The 22,159-nt window shown below is 70.1% G+C and carries 24 protein-coding genes; 7 read left to right on the forward strand and 17 right to left on the reverse strand.

The genetic code is table 11. The annotated features are described in order from the left end of the window. The first annotated feature begins 74 nt into the window (after positions 1-74). Positions 75-743, forward strand: a complete 669-nt coding sequence (locus ACQPYK_RS31335) for a FadR/GntR family transcriptional regulator (protein ID WP_433238738.1) — start codon at positions 75-77, stop codon at positions 741-743. A gap of 165 nt (positions 744-908) precedes the next feature. Here ACQPYK_RS31335 and ACQPYK_RS31340 read toward each other — a convergent pair whose 3' ends face one another. Continuing rightward, complete coding sequence (locus ACQPYK_RS31340) at positions 909-1,430, reverse strand: AAA family ATPase (protein WP_433238741.1); 522 nt, start codon at positions 1,428-1,430, stop codon at positions 909-911. Further along, positions 1,331-1,852: a GNAT family N-acetyltransferase gene (locus ACQPYK_RS31345; RefSeq protein ID WP_433238744.1), complete on the reverse strand. Its 522-nt coding sequence runs from the start codon at positions 1,850-1,852 to the stop codon at positions 1,331-1,333. The genes ACQPYK_RS31340 and ACQPYK_RS31345 overlap by 100 nt, the downstream gene beginning before the upstream one ends. A 263-nt stretch (positions 1,853-2,115) precedes the next feature. On the opposite strand from ACQPYK_RS31345, the gene ACQPYK_RS31350 reads away from it, so the two are divergent. After that, a complete protein-coding gene (locus ACQPYK_RS31350; protein ID WP_433238747.1) occupies positions 2,116-2,616 on the forward strand; it encodes a hypothetical protein in 501 nt (166 codons plus the stop codon). Positions 2,617-2,714: 98 nt separating this feature from the next. On the opposite strand, the gene ACQPYK_RS31355 is transcribed toward ACQPYK_RS31350, so the two are convergent. Both ACQPYK_RS31355 and ACQPYK_RS31360 read right to left on the reverse strand, forming a co-directional pair. Beyond that, positions 2,715-3,173 (reverse strand): hypothetical protein, encoded by a 459-nt coding sequence (locus ACQPYK_RS31355; RefSeq protein ID WP_433238750.1) that lies wholly within the window; start codon positions 3,171-3,173, stop codon positions 2,715-2,717. Positions 3,174-3,175: 2 nt separating this feature from the next. Next, the gene (locus tag ACQPYK_RS31360) at positions 3,176-5,674 is read right to left on the reverse strand and encodes a molybdopterin oxidoreductase family protein (protein ID WP_433238752.1); all 2,499 of its coding nucleotides are present in this window, start codon (positions 5,672-5,674) and stop codon (positions 3,176-3,178) included. Positions 5,675-5,878: 204 nt separating this feature from the next. On the opposite strand from ACQPYK_RS31360, the gene ACQPYK_RS31365 reads away from it, so the two are divergent. Together ACQPYK_RS31365 and ACQPYK_RS31370 are read left to right on the forward strand one after the other, a co-directional pair. After that, positions 5,879-6,283, forward strand: coding sequence for a DUF488 domain-containing protein (locus ACQPYK_RS31365; RefSeq protein ID WP_433238755.1), 405 nt, complete (start codon positions 5,879-5,881; stop codon positions 6,281-6,283). Positions 6,284-6,573: 290 nt separating this feature from the next. After that, positions 6,574-7,134 (forward strand): helix-turn-helix transcriptional regulator, encoded by a 561-nt coding sequence (locus ACQPYK_RS31370; protein WP_433238758.1) that lies wholly within the window; start codon positions 6,574-6,576, stop codon positions 7,132-7,134. A 126-nt stretch (positions 7,135-7,260) separates the two neighbouring features. Here ACQPYK_RS31370 and ACQPYK_RS31375 read toward each other — a convergent pair whose 3' ends face one another. After that, positions 7,261-7,500 (reverse strand): hypothetical protein, encoded by a 240-nt coding sequence (locus tag ACQPYK_RS31375; RefSeq protein ID WP_433238761.1) that lies wholly within the window; start codon positions 7,498-7,500, stop codon positions 7,261-7,263. 91 nt (positions 7,501-7,591) lie between these two features. After that, positions 7,592-8,761: a UDP-N-acetylglucosamine--N-acetylmuramyl-(pentapeptide) pyrophosphoryl-undecaprenol N-acetylglucosamine transferase gene (locus tag ACQPYK_RS31380; RefSeq protein WP_433238764.1), complete on the reverse strand. Its 1,170-nt coding sequence runs from the start codon at positions 8,759-8,761 to the stop codon at positions 7,592-7,594. 276 nt (positions 8,762-9,037) lie between these two features. Between ACQPYK_RS31380 and ACQPYK_RS31385 the strand changes: the two genes are divergently transcribed. From ACQPYK_RS31385 to ACQPYK_RS31395, 3 genes are all read left to right on the forward strand, one after another. Then, positions 9,038-9,526: a hypothetical protein gene (locus ACQPYK_RS31385; RefSeq protein ID WP_433238767.1), complete on the forward strand. Its 489-nt coding sequence runs from the start codon at positions 9,038-9,040 to the stop codon at positions 9,524-9,526. A 90-nt stretch (positions 9,527-9,616) separates the two neighbouring features. Next, the gene (locus ACQPYK_RS31390) at positions 9,617-10,756 is read left to right on the forward strand and encodes a sensor histidine kinase (protein WP_433238770.1); all 1,140 of its coding nucleotides are present in this window, start codon (positions 9,617-9,619) and stop codon (positions 10,754-10,756) included. 22 nt (positions 10,757-10,778) lie between these two features. Then, entirely contained in the window at positions 10,779-11,477 is a 699-nt protein-coding gene (locus ACQPYK_RS31395; protein WP_433238773.1) for a response regulator, read from the forward strand. A gap of 288 nt (positions 11,478-11,765) precedes the next feature. On the opposite strand, the gene ACQPYK_RS31400 is transcribed toward ACQPYK_RS31395, so the two are convergent. The 11 genes from ACQPYK_RS31400 to ACQPYK_RS31450 form a co-directional block, all read right to left on the reverse strand. Next, complete coding sequence (locus tag ACQPYK_RS31400) at positions 11,766-12,113, reverse strand: RNA polymerase-binding protein RbpA (protein WP_012892502.1); 348 nt, start codon at positions 12,111-12,113, stop codon at positions 11,766-11,768. A 95-nt stretch (positions 12,114-12,208) separates the two neighbouring features. After that, positions 12,209-12,439 carry a preprotein translocase subunit SecG gene (secG, locus tag ACQPYK_RS31405; RefSeq protein WP_306868819.1) on the reverse strand — a complete coding sequence of 77 codons (231 nt, stop codon included), beginning with the start codon at positions 12,437-12,439 and terminating at the stop codon, positions 12,209-12,211. A gap of 133 nt (positions 12,440-12,572) precedes the next feature. Beyond that, positions 12,573-13,358: a triose-phosphate isomerase gene (gene tpiA / locus ACQPYK_RS31410; RefSeq protein ID WP_433238778.1), complete on the reverse strand. Its 786-nt coding sequence runs from the start codon at positions 13,356-13,358 to the stop codon at positions 12,573-12,575. A gap of 100 nt (positions 13,359-13,458) precedes the next feature. Beyond that, positions 13,459-14,646: a phosphoglycerate kinase gene (locus ACQPYK_RS31415; protein WP_433238781.1), complete on the reverse strand. Its 1,188-nt coding sequence runs from the start codon at positions 14,644-14,646 to the stop codon at positions 13,459-13,461. Then, positions 14,646-15,650 (reverse strand): type I glyceraldehyde-3-phosphate dehydrogenase, encoded by a 1,005-nt coding sequence (gene gap / locus ACQPYK_RS31420; protein WP_433238784.1) that lies wholly within the window; start codon positions 15,648-15,650, stop codon positions 14,646-14,648. Before gap ends, ACQPYK_RS31415 begins: the two co-directional genes overlap by 1 nt. Before the next feature lie 399 nt (positions 15,651-16,049). Next, positions 16,050-17,030 carry a DNA-binding protein WhiA gene (gene whiA / locus ACQPYK_RS31425; protein WP_012892507.1) on the reverse strand — a complete coding sequence of 327 codons (981 nt, stop codon included), beginning with the start codon at positions 17,028-17,030 and terminating at the stop codon, positions 16,050-16,052. Between the two features lie 93 nt (positions 17,031-17,123). Further along, a complete protein-coding gene (locus tag ACQPYK_RS31430) occupies positions 17,124-18,059 on the reverse strand; it encodes a gluconeogenesis factor YvcK family protein (protein ID WP_433238788.1) in 936 nt (311 codons plus the stop codon). After that, positions 18,056-18,928: an RNase adapter RapZ gene (gene rapZ / locus ACQPYK_RS31435; RefSeq protein WP_433238791.1), complete on the reverse strand. Its 873-nt coding sequence runs from the start codon at positions 18,926-18,928 to the stop codon at positions 18,056-18,058. The genes ACQPYK_RS31430 and rapZ overlap by 4 nt, the downstream gene beginning before the upstream one ends. Further along, positions 18,925-20,958 carry an excinuclease ABC subunit UvrC gene (gene uvrC, locus ACQPYK_RS31440; RefSeq protein WP_433258964.1) on the reverse strand — a complete coding sequence of 678 codons (2,034 nt, stop codon included), beginning with the start codon at positions 20,956-20,958 and terminating at the stop codon, positions 18,925-18,927. Before uvrC ends, rapZ begins: the two co-directional genes overlap by 4 nt. 150 nt (positions 20,959-21,108) lie before the next feature. Next, positions 21,109-21,549 carry a Rieske (2Fe-2S) protein gene (locus ACQPYK_RS31445; RefSeq protein ID WP_433238794.1) on the reverse strand — a complete coding sequence of 147 codons (441 nt, stop codon included), beginning with the start codon at positions 21,547-21,549 and terminating at the stop codon, positions 21,109-21,111. A gap of 158 nt (positions 21,550-21,707) precedes the next feature. After that, positions 21,708-22,133 (reverse strand): Rieske (2Fe-2S) protein, encoded by a 426-nt coding sequence (locus ACQPYK_RS31450; protein WP_433238797.1) that lies wholly within the window; start codon positions 22,131-22,133, stop codon positions 21,708-21,710. Positions 22,134-22,159 lie beyond the last annotated feature (26 nt).

Below are 22,159 nucleotides of genomic sequence, written 5' to 3' on the forward strand. Positions count from 1 at the left end.
GGCTTGATCCCCTTACCCTGAGGACGACAGTGCCATAGAGGTATCAGACATCAGATGTTTAGAGAAGAGGATGAATGCAGAACGTGGGCCGGATTTCCCTCGTCGACGCCGCCATCGGTGAACTCCGCCAGGAGATCGCGAGCGGTGCCTGGCCGGTCGGCACCAAGATCCCCTCAGAGAGCCAGCTGGCCCTGGCACTGGGCGTGAGCAGGCTGTCGGTACGCGAGGCCGTTCGCGTCCTTGTCCACTCCGGCCTGCTCACCACGCGTCAGGGCGACGGAACCTATGTCATCGCCACCGACGAGAGCGAGATGGCGCTCAAGCGCCGCCTGGACCGCGCGGCCGTGATGGACATCATCGACGTACGGCGCGGCCTGGACCTCGTGGCCGCCCGGTTGGCCGCCGCACGACGGACACCGCAGGATCTCGACGCGCTGAGAGAGTCGCTGGAGCGGCGCACGGCCGCCCACCAGGCCGTGGATCTCAACGCGTTCGCCGATGCCGACGTCGACTTCCACCTGCTCATCGCCGCGGCTTCGCACAACCCCGTGCTACTGGACCTGTATCGAGGCATGAGCGAGGCACTGCGCGACACGGTCCGCCGCGACCACTGCATGAAACGCGCCGTGCTCGGCTTCGACTCCTCTCACCAGGAGCTGTACGAGGCGATCGAGGCCGGCGACGCGGCGAGCGCGGTCACGATCGCACTCGCCATTCTCGACCAGCAGGAGCGCGACCTCTGATGCTCCGCGTCCCGAGCTTCGAACCGCTCGTTTTCAGCGGGCCTTCGTCAGTCGATGGAGACGTACGTCAGGATTGACAGACGCGCTGGGCACACTCTAGCTTCGCCGCATGGCAACGCCGAAAGGTCGAATCGCATGCGGTGAGTAGAGCCGATCGAATGCCGCTCAGAGACGGGCGTGTGAGGCGATGTCGGCCGTGAACTCGTCGATCATCGTGGGCGTGACGGTGGGCCTGCACTGACCGATCGCGGCCAGATAGTCGGCGGTGCCGGCGCCCGCCGGAATCTCAGGGCTCTGGCCGGCGGTGGTGAGGTCCCGTTCGAACGCCGCCTGCGCCGCGATCCGCGCGGCGTGCTCGATGTCGGCCGGTGTGAACAGCTCGCTGGCGACGACCAGCGTGTCCAGATCCACATCGGCCCGCCCGCCGGAGTACCGTGCCCAGATCGCCGCGCGGGCGGCGACGTCCGGAGTGCCGATCGGCACCAGGTAGTCGAACCGACCGGGCCTCAGGAACGCCGGATCCAGCGAGCGGATGGAGTTGGTCGCGCAGACCAGCAGCCTCTCGTCTCGCTCGCGGAAGCCGGGAATCAGCTTGAGCAACTCGTTGGTGATGCCGTGACTGCCGGACCCGGGGCGCTCACCGCGTACAGAAGCGATCTCCTCGACCTCGTCGATGAAGACCAACACCCGCTCCAGTTCAGCGATCCGGCCGAATACGCCACGGCGGGCCTCCGGGTGTAGCCGGCGTTCACCAACCCCTCACCGAGCAGCTCCTCCTCCGGCAGCACATAGGCGATACGCCGCACCCGCGCGTCGACCAGCCGCCGCTCCAGCTCCCTCAGCAGCGCGCTGGCCAGTCCGCGTCCGCGCCACGCGGAGGCGATCGCGATCCGCATCACCCAGGCCCGCTCCCCGGTCACATGCGCCAGAGCGGCTCCGATGGGCGCACCCCGGTGGACGGCCACGACGGCAGGCTGACGCGACGTCAGAGCGCTGATGCACTCGGCGAGCGAGAACACCGACTCCTGGCCGAGCCCAGCGGTCATGTCGATCAGATGGACCACGGCTGCGAGATCATCCTCGCGGTAGTCATGAATGAGCCAGTTCACCTGTGCGGTCTCCTCGCCTCGCGGGCCACCGACGCTAAACCAACTCGGTGACCCGGTTCTGTTCCACACCGGACAACATGACGGCGAAAAATGTACTGCGCGGAAGATTTACCGTTATTCCCACAGAGGACGCCCTGACCTCGCGGAGGACGCCCTGACCTCGCTCTCCGAGCGGAAACGCAGCGGATCTCAGGTTGCCAAATCTGTGCATTGTCCCGCATGCCGTCCGGGTGGTTCGCGCGTGCGGGAATCACACTGCTGTCATGAGCGAGCGGGACACGGGCGCGGCACACAGGCAGGTGGAGTACGCGGGCGCCGTGTACGGCTCGCTGCTGGCCGCCTCCGTGGTCGCGGGCAGCACCGCGGAAGGGGGCCCGCCTTCCGCGTCTGAGCTGGTGGTCCTGCTGATCTGCACGGGGGTGGTGTTCTGGATCACTCATGTGTACGCCCAGCTCGTGAGCCGGGGGCACCCGGCACGCTTCGCCTGGGCGAGTGCACGCGGAGTCGCCCGGCAGGAATGGCCGCTGGCCCAGGCCTCGTTCTTCCCGGCCATCGCCGCCGCCCTCACCTCCGCGGCGGGAGCGTCCGACACGGTGGCGGCCTGGGCGGCGCTGTGCGCGGCGGTGGCCAGCCAGGTCGCCTGGGCGGTCACGGCCGCGGTGAAGACCCGTTCGACCACAGGCGTCGTCATCGTCTCCGCGATCACCAACCTTGTCCTCGGGCTGGCCATCGTGGCGCTCAAGACCCTGGTCTCCGCCCATTGACGCGCCGCGGCACCGCGAGGGGCGCCCTCCCCATGGCGAAAGGTCGAGCTGCCGCCCGACCCGGCTGATCGCTCCGGAGTGCACTCCTTCGGCGGCGGTCAGGAGGCGACGACCAGTGCCTGCGGGGCGGCCTGCTTCATCCGGGTGCGCAGCCACAGCAACTGGGTAGCGGTCTCACCTTCGCAGCGGCCGACGACCTCGGTCAGCGTCTCGTCCCGGACCGCCTGCGCCGCCTGCCCGATCATCGTCCAGGAGATGTCGCACTCGGCCGCCATGAGATACAGGTCGTGCAGGTCGCGCAGCAGCCCCAGCCCGCCCGCGCGGGTGCCGGAGAACAGCGTCGAGTGCAGCCGCTCGGGTTCGTCCGGGGCCTCCTCGGAGTAGCGCTGGACGAACGGCTCCAGCCGCCGGGCGTGGTCGTCGCACTGCCCGGCCAGCCGCTCGCAGACGTGGTACACGTCGGGCTCGTCGGGATGATCGCGTCCGACGCCCCGGAAGGCGTCGGCCAGCTCGTTCTGGGAGCGGTGCAGCAGTCCCAGATAGTGGGCGAGATGCATCGTCAGGCCTCCTCCAGGCGTTCCGACACCTCGGCCGCCGGTCCGCCGGCGGTGGCGGGGACGCGCGGGTCAGCGGGAGGGACGCCGACGGTCGGCGCCGCGGACACCGCGCCCCGCCCCTCGGCCGTCCTGGTCACCCGGACCGCCGCGACCTTGTAGATCGGCTGTTTGGACACCGGATCCCAGCTGGTGATGGTCAACTCGTTGGCGGCCCTGGGCGCCGCGTCGCCCGGACCGGCGGAGCCGAGGTCCCAGTAGCCATAGTGGAACGGGACGAACACCACGCCGGACCGTGTTCCGCACACCCGGGCCCTGGCCTCCAGCGCTCCCCGGGGCGATTCGAGACACAGCAGGTCGCCTTCGGCCACGCCGAGGGACGCGGCGTCGCCGGGACAGATCTCCACCCAGGGCTCGGGGGCGGCGTCGTTCAGCTGGACGACCCTGCCGGTCTTGGTGCGGGTGTGGAAGTGGTAGACGGTGCGGCCGGTGGTCAGCAGCATCGGGTATTCCTCGCTCGTCACCTCCGGTGACGGCTGGTAGGCCGCCGCGTGCAGGAAGGCCCGCCCGCGGGGCTCCTTCGCACGGTAGTGCTCCTCGTCGTGTTCGGCGCCGGTGGCCAGGTCGTGGCCGTAGGTCTCGCAGTAGTCCGGATCGGTGTTGAACCTCCCGCCGGCGTAGAGGCGTTCCGTGCCGTGTGGCGCCGACAGGGTGCAGGGCCACTGGATGCCGCTGCCCCCGCGCAGGCGGTCGTAGGTGATGCCGGTGTAGTCGCACGGCCGGCCCGCCGAGCATCTCTTCCACGCCTCGAACGCCGACTCCGGGTCACGCCATTTGATCAACGGCTCCCCGTTCCTGTCGCGGAAGTCCATCCGGCGCGCGTAGTCCAGGAAGATGTCCAGATCGGGCCGGGCCTCGCCGGGCGGGTCCACGGCCTTGTCCGCGAGGTGGACCGTACGGTCGACGCTGGTGAACGTCCCCTGCTTCTCGCCCCAGGTCGCGGCCGGAAGGACCACGTCGGCCAGCCGTGCCGTCTCGGTGAGGAACAGGTCCTGGACCACGACGAACAGCCCCTCATCGGCGAGGATCCGGCGAATCCGTCCCAGGTCGGGCAGGGAGACCGCCGGATTGGTGGCCGAGATCCACAACAGCTTGATCGACCCCTGCTCGGCATAGCGGAAGATCTGCATGGCGTGGGTGGGCGGCGCCCAGGCCGGGATGACGGAGGAGTCGACGTTCCACAGCTCCGCGAGCTGCTGGATGTGGCGGGGATTGTTCCAGTTGCGCATACCGGGCAGGTCGCCGTCGGCCCCCGTCTCACGGGCGTTCTGCGCGGTCGGCTGGCCGTTCATCTGGTACAGACCCGCTCCCGGACGGCCCAGCATGCCCCTCAGCAGGTGGATGTTGTTCACCTGGCAGGAAGCCGCGGTCGCCTGGTTGGACTGGTAGAAGCCCTGCAGCACGGTGGAAAGCAGCCGGTCACAGAAGCCGAGGATCTCGGCCGCCCGCTCGATCAGGCACGCGGGCACGTCGCAGATCTCCGCCGCCCACTTCGGCGGGCAGCCCTCCACGGTCCGCCACAGCTCTTCGAACCCGAGGGTGTGAGCCTCGACGTATTCCTCGTCATATCGGCCTCTGGCGATCAGTTCGTGGATCAGGGCGTTCATCAGCGCCAGATTCGTGCCGGAGCGGACGGCCAGATGCACGTCGGCCTCCCGCGCCACCGGCGTCTGCCGCGGATCGACGGCGATCATCGCCGGCGGCCGCGAGCCGCGGCGGCGGTCCAGCATCCGCATCCACAGCACCGTCTGCGTCTCGGCCACGTTGTGGCCCCATAGCGCGATCGCGTCGCAGTGGTCGACATCGGTGTAGGAGCCGGGCTGCCCGTCGGTGCCGAAGCTGGCCTTGAGCGCCGCGGCGGCGGTCGCCGTGCACAGCCGGGTGTTGCCGTCCATGTGCGGCGTGCCGATTCCCGCCTTGCCGATCACACCGAGCGTGTAGTAATCCTCCAGGAACAGCTGCCCGCTGGTGTAGAAGCCGAAGTGTCCCCAGCCGCCTGGCCCGTCGAGCAACTCCTTCGAGCGCGCCACGATCCGTCCCATCGCGGTGTCCCAGTCCGTCTCGACCAGCTCGCCCCCTTGCCGGACCAGGGGGCGGGTCAGCCGGTCGGGGCTGTTGTTGGCCTGCCAGCCGTACAGGTCCTTGGGATCCAGGCGGCCGTGGTTGATCCGGTCGGAGGCACGTCCGCGCACGCCCGCGATGCGACCGCCGCGGACCGCGATGTCCATCGCGTCGCCGTTGGAGTGCAGGATCGAGGCGGCCTGGATCCAGGCGTCGACGTCGGCCTCCTTCACCCCGTCGTCGAGGAACATGTCCGTCCGCACCGGCCAGCCGCTGCGCCGGCCGGGATCGCCGGATGACGCGTCCGGCGGAAGATCCGCCGCGCTCACAGGGGGGTCGTACGGCGTGCGCCAGCCCCAGGGATCGGCGATTCGGTCGGACATGAGAACCACTTCCCTCTCCACGCTCGGCCTCGACGTTCGGCGCCACCGACGCCCGGCGTCGATGACAGGCGCCTACCCGGGTGCGGGTCCTCCATGCACGGCACGCCCACCGTCACACCGGCAGTCACACCGGCCGGACCCCTGCCCGACGCGCCGCGCGCCCTCCGCCCGCTTCGGAACGCACGGCCCGGGTAGGCAGGAGAGATGGGGGACAGCGGGAATATCGGGAATACCAGGAACATCGGGAACATCGTCATCAGGCGGGTGTACGAAGCGGAGCCCGCCGAGGGGGCGGTGTTCCTCGTCGACGGGATCTGGCCGCGCGGTGTCCGCAAGCAGGATCTCCGGATGGAGGGATGGGTCCGCGACCTCGCCCCCTCCCCTGAGCTACGTCGCTGGTTCGGGCATCGTCCGGAGCGTTTCGAGGAGTTCCGCCTTCGCTACCGGCGGGAACTGGACGGCAAGCCGGATGCCGTACGCCCGCTGCTGGACGCCGTCCGCCGGGGGCCGGTCACCCTCCTGTACGCGGCCAGGGACACCGAGCACAACAACGCCGTGGTGCTGCGAGACTACCTGCGGAGCCGTCTGACGACGCCTGCCGGGACATGAACGACCTGCCCATCCGCCTGACCTTCGAGGTCCGGTGCTCCGGCCTCGGGAGAATCTCCCGATCCGTGAGGACCGGCGGCGCCGAAGCCGTCCGCCGCAGCCGTCCGCCGCTCCGCCGAGCGCCACCCGTCCCTCGCCCCGGACGGCTCCCGCCTCGACGACCCGGCCCCTCCTCCACCACGGCCGCCGCTCGGCCCGCCCCCGGCTGGAGCCATGCGATCGGGGGCAGGTCTGCCACGGCGGATGCCCGACCTGGTCGAGGCGGCGGTCGGGGCCGGTGATCCGGCGGCGTGCCTGCCCTGGCGGCTCGCTTCGAGGACTGGGCAGCGAGGACGGGACGGCCCGGCCACGCCGGTCTCGCCCTGCGCTGCCGGGCGCTGCTCGACGGCGGCCCCACGGCCGAGCACCTGCTTCCCGCGGCGGCGGCCCTATTGCGAGCCGTGCCGTACGAGCACGCGCGCGCCCTTCTGCTCCACGGTGAGCTGCTGCGCAGGGCCAGGCGGCGCGGCAGCGCGAGGCAGTCGCTGGAGGCCGCGCACGCGACCTTCACCCGGCTGGGTGCCGAGCCATGGGCCGAGCGGGCACTGGCCGAACGACGCGCCGCCGGAGACGTCACCGGAAGCACCGCGGAGAGGTTCGCCGGGAGGGCGCCCGGCAAACCGGAATGCCCCCGGCTCACCGCGCAGGAGGAGCGCGTCGTACGGCTCGCCGCCACCGGCCACGGCAACCGGGAGATAGCCGCCCGCCTCGGGATCAGCCCGAGAACGGTGGGCAACCACCTCTACAAGGCCTTCCCCAAGCTGGGCGTCTCCTCACGAGGCGACCTGATCCGCACCTGCGAGGACAACTGACCAGGCGGGCGTCTACGAGAACGACCGACACTCGGCCGGCGGCGGCGGCCGGAGCCTGGGGCGGCTTCGCCCGGCGCGGTTCCGCCTCGCCCGGCGCCCGGTCCGTTTCCGGCGACGACCGCCAGGTCAGGAACCGGAGAGCGCCTGTACGGCGAACCTCTCCTGCTCGGCGAGGATCGCGGTGAGTTCGTCGGCGTCGTCTCCGAACACGGTCATGACGAGACCCGCGTCCATCTCGGCCCGCGACAGCGCTCCGGTCCGCCGGGTCGCGTACCAGCGTCCCCTGTCGCTTCTCCAGATCGACCACGCTCCGGCGTACCGGTCGCGCATTCGTCCCCAGGCAGCGTCTTCCGCTGAGAGCCGCACTCGTCACCACCTCCAGGAATCAGCCGTGGACACAACGATGTGCCCGCGCGTCCGAACCCGGTAGTGAGAGGTCGCCTCATGCGGAGACGGCTCACCTAGTGGAGGCGGCGTCCGCCTCCTGGAGGATCACCCGGGCGAGGGTGTCGGCGGCGTCGAGGCGGCCGAGCGACCTGGCGGCCTTGGCCATGGTGACGCGGGCCTGCGGGTCGGCGAGCAGGGCATCGAGCTCGGCGAGGAGCCGGTCGGCGTGGGGACCGGTCTCCAGGAGCGCCCGGGCCGCTCCCGCCTCGGCCAGGTAGCGGGCGTTCTGGCGCTGCTCGTCCCCCGCGGACGGGACCAGGGGGATCAGCACCGACGGCTTGCCGATGGCGGTCAGCTCGGCGATGGTGCCCGCGCCGCTGCGGGAGACCACGATGTCGGCGGCGGCGAACACGTGGGCCAACTCGTCGCCGACGTAGGGCACCGGCTGATAGCGCCCCGCGAGCTCCGCGGGGAGGCTCGCCGCGGCCTGCTTGAAATGGCCGATCCAGTCGGGACCGCACTGGTGGAGCACCTGCGCCCGGGTGAGCAGCGAGGGCAGGATCGTCTCGACCATGGTGTTGATCTGACGGCTTCCCTGGGCCCCGCCGGTCACGTAGACGAGGGGCAGCTCGGGTGAGAGGCGGAAGTGCCACCGGCCGGACGGGGCGTTGCCGTTCAGCAGGTGGGGCCGGACGGGGTTGCCGGTGACCACGGCCCGCTCCCGCGCCGAGACCGGCAGGTGTTCGATCGACGACGGGTGGGTGAGCGCGATCCGGGTGGCGAACCGCGCCAGGATGCGGTTGGCCAGGCCGAGCGCGGTGATCTGTTCGTGCATCACCAGCGGCCGGCCGAGCATCCGGGAGGCGACCCCCAGCGGCACGCACACATATCCCCCTGTGGACAGCACCACATCGGGACGGTAGCGGGCGGCGATACCGAAGGCCTGCATGACCCCGATCGGGATCCGGAACATGTCGGCGAGGTTGGTGAGCAGTTCGCGGGGACTGGGCGAGCGGCGCAGCTTGCCCGCCTTGATCGCCCGGAACGGGATGCCGTGCTCGACGGCGATGCGGGCCTCCAGGCCGGTGGCCGTACCTACCCAGAGCACGTCGAGGTCGAGACCGCGGGCGGCGGCCCGCTCGCGGACGGCCGCGACGGTGGTCAGCGCGGGGTAGGTGTGACCGCCGGTCCCCCCTCCTGTGACGAGCATTCGCAGGGGGCGATGGTTTCCGGCGTTCATGCGTGCGTGTCCTTCCAGCATTGCGACAATCCGTGCGTCCCGGCCACGCCGAAGCGCTCGACGGCCCCGCGCACGCTACCCGAGTCCCGATGAAGATCCAATTTCGGCGGGTGGATCAGACGCCCGCCGGCGGGAGGCACACCGGGAATGACCGGCCGGATGCCCGCCGGCCCCATCCGGACGGCCCGCGCCGGCGAACTCCACCCAGGGGTGGAGAAGACGATCTCCACCGCCGCGCCGATCCGCTCCGACGTGTGTTTCTCTACCGTCTCACGCATGGAGCCAATGCAGACCGCGGTCGTCGCCCTCGCCCTGATCGCCCTCGTCCTCTACCGGCAGATGAAGACCCGGATCGCCACCGGATACGGCCTCCGTTACCTCGCCCTCGCCCTGGTCACGGTCGGCCTTCTCTCCGGCGGCCTCCTCGACATGCGCCACCTGGCCCTCAGCGCGGCGCTGCTGCTCGTGGAAGTCGCCTCCGCCGTCGCCTTCGGCGCCGTGCGCGCCCGGACCGTGCGGGTCTGGCGGGACGACGCGGGAGTGCCGTGGTCCAGGGGTACCGGCTGGACCCTGCTGGGCTGGCTGGCCTCGCTCGCCGCGCGGGCCGCCCTGTTCGGCGCCGGCTACGCCCTCGGCCTCACCTCCGCTCCCACGGCCGTCCTGTTCTTCGCCGGCCTGACCGTCGGCGCCCAATCCCTCTTCGTCGCCCGCCGCGCCCGCGCCCTGCCCACCCCCGCCTCCCCCGCCGTTCGGGTCCGCCTGTGACCGCCGCCCGCCCTCCGGCCCCTCCCAGCGCCGCCGTACGGCGAGCGGTCCGGGTGGGGGGATTCCCCACCCTCTCGGTATCTTGCCGCTATGACCACGATTCGCGGGAAGGCCACGACCATCCCGGTCGCCATACGGCTCGTGGCGATCGTGGCGTTCACGGTGGCCCAGGTCACGCGGCAGGGCGACTTCGCCCCGGCCGGGCGGGGAGCCCTGGCCGCGACGCTGACCGTGGTCACCGTTGGAGCCCTGGCCGCCGCGCCCCTGTCAGGCGTGGTTAGGACACGCCCTCCGGCCACGGTCCTGGGAGTGCCGATCGCGCTCGGCGCCGCCGTGGTGGCCTCTCTCGGGCTCCTCTCGATCACTCCGGACGGCGGCCCCTCCATCGCCGTCATGTTCTTCGCCGTCGCAGTGGCGGCCCTCAGGTATCCGCTCTCCCTCTCGCTCCCGATCGGGTTGCTCTCCCTGGCGGGCCTGCTGCTGATCGGCCTGGCCGACCACCGCTGGGACCAGGAGCTGAGCCTTGGCTTCAGCGTCTGCGTGGTCTTCCTGGCGGCCTACGCGATCCGGCAGCGCAGGGCGACCAGGAAGGCCGAGGCGAGGGAGGCCGTGCTCGCCGAGCGGGCACGGATCGCCAGGGAGATCCACGACGTCCTGGCCCACTCCCTGTCGGCGCAGATCGTGCATCTGGAGGGCGCGCGCCTGCTGCTGCGGGCCGACCGTACCGAAGAGGCTCTGGAGCGGGTGGAGCACGCCAGGGACATGGCCAAGGCAGGTCTGGAGGAGGCTCGCAGAGCCGTGTCGGCGCTGCGCGAGGACAGTCCCCCGCTGCCCGTGGCGCTCAGGACGCTGGCCGAGGAGTTTCGCGCCACGACCGGCCAGGCGTGCACGCTCACCGTGACGGGCCCCGAGCACCGCCTCACCCCCGAGGCCGAGCTCGCGACGATCCGCACCGCGCAGGAAGCCCTCACCAACGTCGGCCGGCACGCCCCGGGGGCCGCGGCGGCCGTACGGCTGAGCTTCGGGGAGAACGGATCCGAACTGGAGGTGACCAACCCCGCCGGAGACGGCCCCACGGCCCCGGGTGGAGGATACGGACTCGTGGGAATGGCGGAGCGAGCCGAGTTGCTCGGTGGATCCCTGGAGGTGGGAGATCTGGACGGAGGGTTCCGGGTGCGGTTGAGGTTGCCGGCGACGGTCGACCGGGCCGCGGAGAAGGTGCTGTCGTGACCGGCGGCCGGAGCGTGCCGGGATGCTCGTCATGACCGCCCGGGTGCTGGTGGTCGACGACCAGACGGTCGTGCGCGAAGGACTCACGCTGCTGCTCGGGCTGCTGCCGGGCATCGAGGTGGTCGGTTCGGCGGGCGACGGCGAGGCGGCCCTGCGGCTGGTCGAGGCCGAGCGGCCGGACGTCGTGCTGATGGACCTGCGCATGCCGAGGATGGACGGAGTGGAGGCCACCGGGCGGATCCGCGCGGCGCATCCGGGCACCCAGGTCGTCGTGCTGACCACATACTCCGACGACGAGTCGGTGTTCGCCGCTCTTCAGGCCGGGGCCAGGGGCTTTCTCACCAAGAGCGCCGATGCGGAGGAGATCTCCCGGGCCATCGCCACCGTGATGCGAGGCGACGCCCAGCTCGACCCCACCGTCCAGCGCCGCCTTCTCGAAACCATGACCCCGCCCGACGCTCCCGGCGGAGGCCGGCCGTCCCGTCCAGGCCGGGATCCCGAGGGGTCGGAGGGCGGGCTGCCCGACGGGCTGACCCGGCGTGAGGGCGAGGTCCTGCGTCTCATCGCCCAGGGTCGGTCCAACGCCGAGATCTCCACCGCCCTGTTCATCGGCGAGGCCACGGTCAAGACTCACATCAACAACCTCTTCGCCAAGATCGGGGTCCGCGACCGGGCCCAGGCCGTCGCCTACGCCTACCGCCGAGGTATCGCCGACGCCTGAGGCCGATCATCGGCCGGCCGGGGACGCCCGGCGACCGACCTCACCGGCCGAACTCGCCGGCCGTTCACGACCGTTCACGGCGGCCGTTCACGACGGCCGCTCACGACCGTTCACGATGGCTGCTCACGACGACCGGCGACGCCGATGGCGTTTCGGCCGGGCCGGCCGTAGCGATGCCGACGGGACGACTCCACGGCGGTCCAGGGGGCCCGGCCAAAAGAGCCGCCTCCGCCCGCGGACATGCGAGAGCCCCCGGGGACGACGTCCACGGGGGCCCTCGGGGCCTTGCTAGTAAATCGGACGCGAGGAGGAACGCAGGCGCTCCAGTGCCTCAGCCAGGATCTGGGCGCCGTCCTTGTCGCTGCGACGCTCCTTCACATAGGCCAGGTGCGTCTTGTACGGCTCGTTGCGCGGCGGCGCGGGCGGGTTCGCCTCGTCCTGACCGGCCGGGAGACCACACCGGGGGCAGTCCCAGAACTCCGGCACGGCCGCGTCACTGGCGAAACTGGGACGCGTCTCATGCATGTTCGCGCACCAGAACGGGACCCTTACACGGGGAGCCGCCTCGCCACGCTCCGCCTCCCCCATCGGGCCGGCGCCGACACGGCTGCCACGGATCGCGTTGCCACTACCCACGGATGAACTCCTCGCTCGATGGCCCCGCCGCTCGGTTGGATGCGGGGGGCTGAACCACAGTCACGCTTTGCGAAAGCCAGGTCAGGGCTTCAGGGTCAGGGCTTGAGCAACAGGCCCAGCGCGATGATGCACACGAACCAGACCACACCGGTGATGATGGTGAGCCGGTCGAGGTTACGCTCCACGACCGAGGAGCCTCCGAACGACGACGAGAAACCGCCACCGAACAGATCCGACAGACCACCGCCCTTGCCCTTGTGAAGCAGCACAAGCAGTACCATCAGCATGCTCGCCAGGATGAGGGCGATGGAGATTCCGATTGTCACCGTTGACCTGTTCCCTATTAACGCGCGGCCCGCGTCCGGGCGCGACCCTTGTATGACGCCTATGGCGTGACGATTCAAACTTGCTCTAAGAGGGTACGACGTGCTGTCAAGTCGTACCCTCCGAACGACCTACTCAGACGGACATTTCGCCAAAGCGGCAAAGCTTGACGAACTCCCCCGAGTCGAGGCTGGCACCGCCGACCAGGGCCCCGTCCACATCCGGCTGGGCCATGATGCCGGCGATGTTGTCAGACTTGACCGAGCCTCCGTAAAGGATACGGACAGCGGCGGCCACCTCGCCGTCATACAGCTCGGCGAGTCGGACACGCAGCGCCGCGCAGACCTCCTGGGCGTCGGCCGGGGTGGCCACCTCGCCGGTGCCGATCGCCCAGACGGGCTCGTAGGCCAGCACGATGGACGCGGCCTGCTCGGCGGTGACCTTGCGCAGCGCCCCGTCGAGCTGCGAGACGCTGTGGGCCACCTGCCCGCCGGCCTGACGGACCGCCAGGCCCTCGCCCACGCACAGGATCGGCGTGAGCGAGTGCCGGTAGGCCGCGAGCACCTTGGCGTTGACCAGGTCGTCGTCCTCGTGGTGGTACTGCCGCCGCTCGGAGTGCCCGATGGTGACGAAGGTGCAGCCGAGCTTGGCGAGCATCGCTCCGGAGATGTCACCGGTGTAGGCGCCGCCGTCGTGCTGGGACAGGTCCTGTCCGCCGTACACGATGCGCAGCTTGTCGCCGTCCACCAGGGTCTGCACGCTGCGCAGATCGGTGAACGGCGGCAGAACCGCCACATCGACCCTGTCGAAGTCCTTGTCGTTCAGTGCGAACGCCAGCTTCTGGGTGTGAGCGATGGCCTCGAGGTGGTTGAGGTTCATCTTCCAGTTACCGGCGATGAGGGGCTTGCGCGCCGTGGTCATCTGTCGCTCACCGCTCCTCGCTCGCTTCCGGGGTCACCTGCGGCGCCTTCATGCCGCGGGCACGCCCAGACGGCACGATGCTCACTGCGTCGGTCCACTCCTATGCCTCCAGCGCGACGAGTCCGGGCAGGGTCTTGCCTTCCAGGTATTCGAGGCTGGCGCCGCCACCGGTGGAGATGTGCGAGAAGCCGTCCTCGGGAAGGCCGAGCTTGCGCACGGCCGCGGCCGAGTCACCGCCGCCCACGACGGTGAAGGCCTCCGACCGGATCAACGCCTCGGCGACGGCCCGGGTTCCCCCGGAGAACGCCTCGAACTCGAAGACGCCCATCGGGCCGTTCCAGAACACGGTCTTGGCGTCGGCCAGCTTGCTCGCGAACAGCTCACGGCTGCGCGGGCCGATGTCGAGACCCTGCCGGTCGGCCGGGATCGCGGTGGCGTCGACCACCTCGTACTCGGCGTCCTCGGCGAAGTCGACGGCCGCCAGCACGTCGACCGGCAGGACGAGCTCCACACCACGTTTGGTCGCCTCGTTGAGGAAGCTGCGCACCTGGTCGAGCTGGTCCTCCTGCAACAGCGACCGCCCCACCTCATAGCCCTGGGCGGCCAGGAAGGTGTAGGCCATGCCGCCGCCGATGAGCAGCCTGTCGACCTTGGTGAGCAGGTTGCCGATGACGCCGAGCTTGTCGGAGACCTTGGCGCCGCCGAGCACCACGGCGTACGGTCTGACCGGCTCGTCCGTCAGCTTCTTGAGCACCTCGACCTCGGCCACGACGAGCCTGCCCGCCGCGTGCGGCAGCAGCAGGGGCACGTCGTAGACGCTGGCGTGCTTGCGGTGCACGGCGCCGAAGCCGTCACCCACGTAGACCTCCGCGAGAGCGGCCAGCTTCTCGGCGAAGGCTCCGCGCTCGGCGTCGTCTTTGGACTCCTCGCCTCGCTCGAACCGCAGGTTCTCCAGCAGGGCCACCTGGCCGTCCTGGAGGGCCGTCACGACGCCTTGGGCCGACTCCCCGACCACGTCGGTCGCGAAGGCGACCTCGGCGCCCAGCAGCTCGCTGAGCCGCTTGGCCACGGAGGCCAGCGAGTATTTCGGGTTCGGCTCCCCCTTCGGGCGCCCCAGGTGAGCGCCGACGATCACGCGCGCGCCCTTGTCGACGAGCTCCTTGATCGTCGGCACCGAGGCCCGGATCCGGCCGTCGTCGGTGATGACGTCCCCGTCGAGGGGGACGTTGAGGTCGGCGCGGACGAGGACGCGCCGACCCTTCACGTCGAACTCAGACAGATCCTTCATCAGAGGTCGGCGCCGACCAGCTCGATGAGGTCGGCGAGACGGTTGGAGTAGCCCCACTCGTTGTCGTACCAGCCGACGACCTTGACCTGGTTGCCGATCACCTTGGTCAGACCCGCGTCGAAGATGCAGGAGGACGGGTCGGTGACGATGTCGGAGGAGACGATCGGGTCCTCGGTGTAGCTGAGGTAGCCCTTGAACGGCCCCTCCGCGGCGGCCTTGAACGCGGCGTTGACCTCTTCGACGCTGGCCTCACGGCTGAGGTCGACGGTCAGATCGGTGGCCGAGCCGGTGGGGATCGGCACGCGCAGCGCGAAGCCGTCGAGCTTGCCCTTGAGCTCGGGCAGGACCAGGCCGATGGCCTTGGCGGCACCGGTGGAGGTCGGCACGATGTTCAGCGCGGCGGCGCGGGCGCGGCGGAGGTCGCCGTGCGGGCCGTCCTGCAGGTTCTGGTCCTGCGTGTAGGCGTGGATGGTGGTCATCAAGCCCTTCTCGATGCCGAAGGTGTCGTTGAGGACCTTCGCCAGCGGGGCCAGGCAGTTGGTGGTGCACGACGCGTTGGAGATGATCGTGTGGTTGGCCGGGTCGTACGCGTCGTGGTTGACGCCCATCACGACGGTGACGTCCTCGTTCTTGGCCGGAGCCGAGATGATGACCTTCTTGGCGCCGTTGTCGGCGTGCACACGGGCCTTGTTGGCGTCGGTGAAGAAGCCGGTGGACTCCACCACGACGTCCACGCCCAGGTCGCCCCAGGGCAGCTTGGCGGGGTCGCGCTCGGCGAAGGCCTTGATCGACTTGCCGTCCACGACGATCTCGTCGGCGGTGCTCTTCACCTCGTAAGGCAGGCGGCCGAGAATGCTGTCGTACTTGAGCAGGTGAGCGAGCGTGGCGTTGTCGGTCAGGTCGTTGACCGCAACGATCTCGATGTCCTTGCCGCTGGCAGCGACCGCACGCCAGAAGTTGCGGCCGATGCGGCCGAATCCGTTGACGCCTACGCGGATGGTCACGGTGCCAATCTCCTCGTACGTCGGTGCGCCGGTCCGTCGGACCGGCGACTTGGGGCGGGCTGAAACCTCAACCACGAACCCTATCGGACCCAAATTGGTTTAGACCACTGGTGGGGTCGGGTGTGGTGTTACTTAACCCATGAGTACGTATCGCACCGTTCAAGCGGAGTGCCCGAATCATCACTCCAGTCGCCTGTGACACCCGCAGGACCTGCTGTGACACGGATGAATTCGTCGGACGGAGACGGTCCGGATCCGTGCGGCGCGGCCGGGCGCACCGGCCCGGGGACGGAGGGGACGGCTGCGGACCCCAGGTCGCCGCGGGCCCCAGGTCAGAGCCGGGCCCCAGGTCAGAGCCGGGCCCCGACGCGGGGACCGACTCCACCCTCGCGGGCACGCCTACGGCGCCAGCATGTCCACCGTGAGGTTCGCCTCGGTGTTGGGAATGCCGATGTCCTGAGCGCGCTTGTCGGCCATGGCGAGCAGGCGGCGGATGCGGCCGGCGATGGCGTCCTTGGTCAGCGGCGGATCGGCGAGCTGGCCGAGCTCCTCCAGTGAGGCCTGCTTGTGCTCGACCCGGAGTCGGCCCGCGATCACCAGGTGCTCGGGGGCCTCCTCGCCGAGGATCTCCAGGGCACGCTGGACCCGGGCGCCGGCGGCGACCGCGGCACGGGCCGAACGGCGCAGGTTGGCGTCGTCGAAGTTGGCCAGGCGGTTGGCCGTCGCCCGCACCTCGCGGCGCATCCGCCGCTCCTCCCAGGCCAGCACGCTGTCGTGGGCACCCAGGCGGGTGAGGAGCGCGCTGATGGCGTCACCGTCGCGCACCACCACCCGGTCCACCCCGCGGACCTCACGGGCCTTGGCATGGATCTTCAGCCGCCGGGCCGATCCGACCAGCGCGAGCGCCGCCTCGGGCCCGGGACAGGTGACCTCCAGCGACATCGAGCGTCCCGGCTCGGTGAGCGAGCCGTGCGCCAGGAAGGCTCCGCGCCAGGCGGCCTCGGCGTCACAGGTCGCCCCCGCGACCACCTGACGCGGCAGGCCGCGCACCGGGCGGCCGTGATTGTCGATCAGCCCGGTCTGGCGGGCCAGCGCCTCCCCGTCGCGATAGACGCGCACGACGTAGCGCGACCCCTTGCGCAGTCCCGCGGGAGCCAGGACGAGCACCTCCGCCTTGTGACCGAACACCTCGCCGATGTCCTTGATGAGCCGCCTGGCCGTGACGTTGGTGTCCAGCTCGGCCTCGATCACGATCCGTCCGCCCACAAGGTGCAGCCCGCTCGCGAACCGCAGGAGCGTCGACACCTCGGCCTTACGGCAGCAAGGCTTCAGGACCGGCAGCCTGCTCAGCTCGTCCTTGACCACACCTGTCATCGCCATGTGCGTTCGTCCTCCCCCATACAGACCTCTTGCGGCCCGAGATAAATCAGGCTCACAGAAGTTTCTCGCACTCCTGAGCACCGCTGACCAGGATCAACGCTTCTCACGGAAAATCTCGTCCAGGACGGAGGCAAGACGTTGCGCATCGTGCCGCGGCGAGCCGTCGGCCTCGGCCACGGCGGCCAGGACGAGCCGCCCGCCGAGCTCGGCCGCGGCCTTCTCCAGCTCCTCCCGGTCATCGGCCACGCCGGCGTCGGCCAGCACCACGTCAATCTCCAGGGAGGGCGCGTGCCGGCGCAGCACCTCCAGGTGTTCCTGGGGGGAGAAACCGTCGGTCTCGCCGGGCTGCGGGGCCAGGTTCAGCGCCACCAGACGGCGCGCCTCGGTGGCGTGCAGCGCCTCGGCCAACTCGGGCACCTTGAGGTGGGGCAGCACGCTGGTGAACCATGATCCAGGCCCGAAGACCACCCAGTCGGCGTCCAGGACCGCCTGGATCGCCTCGGGGCAGGCGGGTGGATCCTCGGGGAGCAGCGAGATGGCCCGGACGCGGCCGGGGGTGAGCGCGCAGGCCACCTGGCCGCGCACGGTGCTCACCTGGCCGTCCAGCTCCACCTCGGCGGCGATGTCGAGCGGCACCGAGGACATCGGCAGCACTCGTCCGTGCGCGCCGAGCAGCCGCCCGACCCAGTCGAGCCCGGCGACCGTGTCGCCGAGCCTCTCCCACAGGGCCACGATCAGCAGATTGCCGACCGCGTGCCCATGCAGATCGCCCTCGCTCCGAAACCGGTGCTGGACGACCTCGCTCCAGGTCCGCCCCCATTCGTCGTCACCGCACAGCGCGGCCAGGGCCATCCGCAGGTCTCCCGGAGGCAGCACTCCGAGCTCGCGGCGCAGCCGTCCGCTCGATCCCCCGTCGTCGGCTACGGTGACCACCGCCGTCAGTTCGGAGGTGACTCTGCGCAGCGCCGTCAACGACGCGTACAGCCCATGTCCTCCACCCAGCGCTACGACCTTGAGCCCGTCGATCACTCCCGGCCCACATCCCGGTGGCTTACCTGCACCTCCATGCCGCCCCGATCTCGCAGCCGGGCGCCGATCTGCTCGGCCATGGCGACACTGCGGTGCTTGCCACCGGTGCAGCCGACGGCGAGCGTGGCATAGCCCTTGCCCTCGCGGGTGTAACCGGCCGCGATGATGCCGACCACCTCCTCGTAGGCGTCCAGCAGTTCCTTGGCGCCGGCCTGGTTGAGGACGTAGTCCCGCACGGGGGCGTCGAGGCCGTTCATCGGGCGAAGCTCCGGGACCCAGTGGGGATTGGGCAGGAAACGGCAGTCGACGACCAGATCGGCGTCGACGGGCAGGCCGTACTTGTAGCCGAAGGAGACCACGTTGACCCGCAGGCCGGGTCGGTCCTCACCGCCGAAGAAAGCGACGATCTTGCCGCGGAGCTCGTGGACGTTGAGGTTGGAGGTGTCGATGACCAGATCGGCGTTCGCCCGGACCTCTCGCAGGATGCCGCGCTCGCGGGCGATCCCGTCGACCAGCCTGCCGTCGCCCTGCAGCGGGTGCGGGCGGCGGACGTTCTCGAACCTGCGGACCAGCTCCTCGTCGCTGGCCTCCAGGAACACCACCCGCACCGCGACGCCGCGGCCGTCGAGTTCCTCGATCGCGGCGTTGAGGTCGGTGGTGAAGGCCAGGCTGCGCACGTCGACGACCGCGGCCACCTTGTCCGCGGCCAGCTTCACCCGTCCGGCCTCCTCGGCCATGGCGAACAGCAGGCCTGGCGGCAGGTTGTCGATGACGAACCAGCCGAGGTCCTCCAGGGCCTTGGCCGCGGTGCTCCGTCCCGCCCCCGACATTCCGGTGACGATGACGAACGCGCGTTCTCTTTCGTTCATGGGTTCTCCCCCTTCAACGCCGACACGATCGTCTCGGCCGTAGCGGGGCCGATCCCGGGAATCTCACAGATCTGGGCCGCGGTCGCTTCCCGCAGCCGTTTCACCGATCCGAAATGCTTGATCAAAGCCTGCTTGCGGGCCGGACCGAGCCCGGGGACCTCGTCCAGGGCGCTTTCCTTGACGCTCTTCGACCGCTTCGAACGATGGTAGGTGATGGCGAATCGATGGGCCTCGTCACGTACCCGCTGCAGAAGGTAAAGGGCCTCGCTCGACCGAGGAAGGATCACCGGCAGGTCCTCGCCCGGCAGCCAGACCTCCTCCAGCCGCTTGGCCAGGCCACAGACCGCCACGTCGTCCACGCCCAGCTCGTCCAGCGCGCGCTGGGCGGCCGCCGCCTGGGCCGGACCACCGTCCACGACGACCAGGTTGGGCGGGTAGGCGAACTTACGCGGCCTGCCGGTCTCGGGGTCGATGGCCGGTTCGGCGCCGATGCCGGTCTCGGAGTCCACACCGGCGTCGGGATCGGCTTCGGAGTCCACACCGGCTTTGAAGTCCGCACCGGCTCCGGGGCCGGCGTCAGGATCGGTTTCGGAGTCCATACCGGCGTCGGGGCCGGCGTCGAGCTCACCGGTGGCCGAGCGCTCCTCCAGGTAACGCTTGAACCGGCGCGAGATCACCTCGTATATCGAGGCGACGTCGCCCTCGGTGGAACGAACGGAGAATTTGCGGTATTCGCTCTTGCGGGCCAGGCCGTCCTCGAACACCACCATGGAGGCCACCACGTTGGTGCCCTGGATGTGGGAGACGTCGTAGCACTCGATGCGCAGCGGCGCCTGGTCCAGGTCGAGCGCGTCGGCGACCTCCTGCAGCGCCTTGCTGCGCGTGGTCAGGTCGCTGGCTCGCTTGAGCTTGTGCTGCTTGAGGGCCTCCATGGCGTTGCGCCAGACGGTCTCCATCAAAGCCTTCTTGTCCCCGCGCTGCGGGACACGGATCTCCACCCGGGCCTTGCGGTGCTCACCGAGCAGCTCGGCGACCGCCTCGGCGTCGGGGGGCAGGACCGGCACCAGGACCTCCTTGGGCAGCACCTCAGGGGTCGCATCACCGTACATCTGCAGCAGGAACTGCTCGACCAGCTCGCCGGGCCCGGCCTCCTCGACCTTGTCGACCACCCACCCGCGCTGGCCCCTGATGCGCCCGCCCCGGACGTAGAACACCTGGACCGCCGCCTCCAGCGGATCCTCCGCCAAGGCGATCACGTCGCAGTCGGTGCCCTCGCCCAGCACCACGGCCTGCTTCTCCATCGCGCGCAACAGCGCCTGGATGTCGTCGCGCAGCCGGGCGGCCTTCTCGTATTCCTGATCGGCGGCCGCCTGGCGCATCTCACGCTCCAGACGCTTGGTGAACCGGCCGGTGTTGCCCGCCATGAAGTCGCAGAAGTCTTCGGCCAGCGTCCGGTGCTCCTGGGCGGTGACCCTGCCCACGCAGGGCGCCGAGCACTTGTCGATGTAGCCCAGCAGGCAGGGCCGGCCGATCTGTTCGGCGCGCCTGAACACCCCCGCCGAACAGCTCCTGATCGGGAACACCCGCAGCAGCAGGTCGACCGTCTCCCTGATGGCCCAGGCGTGGGAGTAGGGGCCGAAGTAGCGGGTGCCCTTGCGCTTGGCCCCACGCAGCACCTGCACCCGGGGGAACTCCTCCCCCATCGTGACCGCGAGGTAGGGGTAGGACTTGTCGTCGCGGTATTTGACGTTGAACCGCGGGTCGTACTCCTTGATCCAGGAGTATTCGAGCTGGAGCGCCTCGACTTCGGTGCCGACGACCGTCCAGTCGACGTCGACGGCGGTGGTGAGCATGGTCTGGGTGCGTGGGTGGAGCCCCGCGAAGTCGGCGAAGTAGGAGTTCAGCCGCTGGCGCAGGTTCTTGGCCTTGCCGACGTAGATGACCCGGCCCCCGGCGTCCCTGAACCGGTAGACGCCGGGTGATTCGGGGATCGACCCCGGCCTCGGTCGGAAACTCGCCGGACCAACCACAGATCTCGCCACGCCGAAAGCCTATCGGCCTTCACCGACAGGATCTCTTCGTCGGAACCCCTACTCGACCCGGCATCGTAGGGCACGGGCGCCCGTCCCGCGACGCCCGTGCCCGGATCCGCCCGTCCCGGGCCGCGTCGCGCGGACCCCTCAGGCGAGGGTGATGGAGTCGCCCTCGACCGTGATCGTCTTTTCGGTCAGCGGCCTGCTCGCCGGGCCGTTGGCGACCGAGCCGTCAGCGATCTTGAACTTGCTGCCGTGGCACGGGCAGTTGATCGTGCCACCCGAGACGCTCGCGACGTCACACCCCTGATGGGTGCACACGGAGGTGAAGGCCTTGAACTGCCCGGCCGTCGGCTGCGTCACCACCACCTTCTGGTCCTTGAAGACCTTGCCACCGCCCTCGGGGATGTCAGCGGTCTTGGCCAGAGCCTGCGAACCCGCGCCCGCCCCCGCCTCCGCCTCCGGCGAGCCGGTCACCTGCGCGTTGTCGGCGGCCGACTCGCCGTAACCCGCGCACGCGGTCAACACCGCCGCCATTCCGGCGCCTCCCGCGCCCAGCATCACCGCGCGCCGCGTCGTATCGGTCATGTTCATCCTCCAGGATCGTCATCTACATGTACGGCTGCACCCCGATGCCGGTTCAGCATGCCGTAGCCGGCGTCAGGAAACTGTGAAGAATTACACCCTCGGCGCGTCCCCGGCCGCATCCGGAACGCGCCTTCGGGCACGTCCCGGCGGGTGGGAGGTCAGACCATCACGATGCCACCGTTGTCGACCTTCAGCGCGAACTCGACCAATGGGGACTCGGCCGGACCCTTGACGCACTTGCCCGAGTCGGCGGCGAACTCGCTGCCGTGACACGGACAGCGGATGATCCCGTCCGCGACCTGGCCGACCGAGCAGCCCCGGTGCGGGCAGGTCGCGTTGAACGCCTTGAACACCCCGGCGGTGGGCTGGGTGATCACGATCTTCCACTGGGAGATGACCTTGCCACCGCCCACCGGTATGTCGGCGGCCTGAGCGACGACCTGCCCCTTGACACCCGGCGGGACGCCGCCCGGGGTGGACGCGCCCGCGGCGCAGCCGGTGAGCGCCGCGCCGCACGCCACGACCGCCGTGGCGCCGAGCACATGCCTTCGTGTGGGCGTGCGCTCGGACCTGTCTGTGGGCATGGTGGAACCTTCACTGCTGCTCATGG

This window comes from Streptosporangium sp. CA-135522, from assembly GCF_050949235.1.
GTDB lineage: Bacteria > Actinomycetota > Actinomycetes > Streptosporangiales > Streptosporangiaceae > Streptosporangium.

Coding starts and splice junctions, on each gene's coding strand:
- ACQPYK_RS31335 (WP_433238738.1), top strand. CDS start 75: ATGCAGAACGTGGGCCGGATTTCCCTCGTCGACGCCGCCATCGGTGAA.
- ACQPYK_RS31350 (WP_433238747.1), top strand. CDS start 2,116: ATGAGCGAGCGGGACACGGGCGCGGCACACAGGCAGGTGGAGTACGCG.
- ACQPYK_RS31355 (WP_433238750.1), bottom strand. CDS start 3,173: ATGCATCTCGCCCACTATCTGGGACTGCTGCACCGCTCCCAGAACGAG.
- ACQPYK_RS31360 (WP_433238752.1), bottom strand. CDS start 5,674: ATGTCCGACCGAATCGCCGATCCCTGGGGCTGGCGCACGCCGTACGAC.
- ACQPYK_RS31365 (WP_433238755.1), top strand. CDS start 5,879: ATGGGGGACAGCGGGAATATCGGGAATACCAGGAACATCGGGAACATC.
- ACQPYK_RS31380 (WP_433238764.1), bottom strand. CDS start 8,761: ATGAACGCCGGAAACCATCGCCCCCTGCGAATGCTCGTCACAGGAGGG.
- ACQPYK_RS31385 (WP_433238767.1), top strand. CDS start 9,038: ATGGAGCCAATGCAGACCGCGGTCGTCGCCCTCGCCCTGATCGCCCTC.
- ACQPYK_RS31390 (WP_433238770.1), top strand. CDS start 9,617: ATGACCACGATTCGCGGGAAGGCCACGACCATCCCGGTCGCCATACGG.
- ACQPYK_RS31395 (WP_433238773.1), top strand. CDS start 10,779: ATGCTCGTCATGACCGCCCGGGTGCTGGTGGTCGACGACCAGACGGTC.
- tpiA (WP_433238778.1), bottom strand. CDS start 13,358: ATGACCACGGCGCGCAAGCCCCTCATCGCCGGTAACTGGAAGATGAAC.
- ACQPYK_RS31415 (WP_433238781.1), bottom strand. CDS start 14,646: ATGAAGGATCTGTCTGAGTTCGACGTGAAGGGTCGGCGCGTCCTCGTC.
- whiA (WP_012892507.1), bottom strand. CDS start 17,030: ATGGCGATGACAGGTGTGGTCAAGGACGAGCTGAGCAGGCTGCCGGTC.
- rapZ (WP_433238791.1), bottom strand. CDS start 18,928: ATGAACGAAAGAGAACGCGCGTTCGTCATCGTCACCGGAATGTCGGGG.
- ACQPYK_RS31445 (WP_433238794.1), bottom strand. CDS start 21,549: ATGACCGATACGACGCGGCGCGCGGTGATGCTGGGCGCGGGAGGCGCC.
- ACQPYK_RS31450 (WP_433238797.1), bottom strand. CDS start 22,133: ATGCCCACAGACAGGTCCGAGCGCACGCCCACACGAAGGCATGTGCTC.